Source organism: Thermococcus sp., from assembly GCF_027012695.1.
Lineage (GTDB): Archaea > Methanobacteriota_B > Thermococci > Thermococcales > Thermococcaceae > Thermococcus.
The window spans coordinates 1-1097 of the sequence record NZ_JALUYR010000009.1 but is presented as its reverse complement, the minus strand read 5'-3'; the positions used below and the strand labels follow the sequence as shown (position 1 = coordinate 1097).

The window sequence follows — 1097 nt, the reverse complement described above, 5'->3', positions numbered from 1 at the left end:
AGCTAAAGCCATAGCAAATCCGTACCCGCCGAGCGGGAACGTGGTTCTAAAGCTCCTCCACGAGTTCGGCTGGCTCTGCGTTGCAGTGAGCGATGGGGAGATAGTCGAAGCGCAGAGGAAATTGGCCGGTGAAGGCCTTTTCGTCCAGCCTGCGAGCGCAACAGGAGTAGCGGCGCTGAAGAAGCTCACTGAGAGCGGCGTTATCCCCAAGGGGTCGAAGGTGGTCTCAATCCTCACCGGCTCCGGGCTGAAGACGCTTTCCCATGCGGAAGGCGGAAAAATAATGGAATGCGCGCTTGAAGACCTCGAAAACTGCCTGGGGTGATTGAAATGCTCGTTGGAATCGGCTTGATGCCACATGGAAACCCGGTTCTAATGCCCGAAGATGAGGAAACGAAGAGACTGGCAGAGGTTTTGAGGGACATCGGAGAGGCTTTCAGAGACGTCGACTCCTACGTCCTCATCAGCCCCCACAACGTCAGGATGAGCGACCACATTGGGGTGGTCATGGCGGAGCACCTAATCTCGTGGCTCGGCTTCGAGGGCGTTGAACTCCCGGGGGAGTGGGAGACCGATAGAGAGCTTGCGGAGAGAATATACGAGGCGACAAAAGACCGCTTCTCGGTCGTTGACCTGCACTTCGCCAGCAGGAGCGGAAGGTACTCGAGATGGCCTTTGACGTGGGGGGAACTGATACCGCTACAGTTTTTGGAGAAGAAGCCCCTCGTCCTTCTGACGCCGGCGAGGAACTTGAACAGGGAGGCGCTGATTGGGTTCGGTGAAGCCCTCGGCGACCTCATCGAGGAGAGCGAGAAAAAGGTCGCACTGATAATCAGCGCCGATCACGGGCATGCCCACGACGAGAACGGACCCTACGGCTACAGGAAGGAGAGCGAGGAGTACGACAGGCTGATTATGCGGCTGATAAACGAGGACCGCCTCGAGGAGCTTCCAGAAATCCCGGACGAGCTGATAAGAAACGCCCTGCCGGACAGCTACTGGCAGATGCTGATAATGCTTGGAGCCATGCGGGTTGGAGAATTCCAGCTGAAGGAGAGTGCCTACGCCTGCCCGACCTACTTCGGAATGGCTGGAGC

The 1097-nt window shown here is 57.6% G+C and carries 2 protein-coding genes; both read left to right on the top strand.

Features of this window, described 5'->3' with window-relative positions; all coding sequences use genetic code 11:
• Positions 1-325 (top strand): pyridoxal-phosphate dependent enzyme (locus MV985_RS00545; protein ID WP_297458033.1); only part of this gene is annotated, 325 nt, incomplete at its 5' end.
• A 5-nt stretch (positions 326-330) separates the two neighbouring features.
• Positions 331-1097, top strand: a 767-nt coding sequence (locus MV985_RS00540; RefSeq protein WP_297458031.1) for an extradiol dioxygenase, incomplete at its 3' end; no start/stop codon positions are given.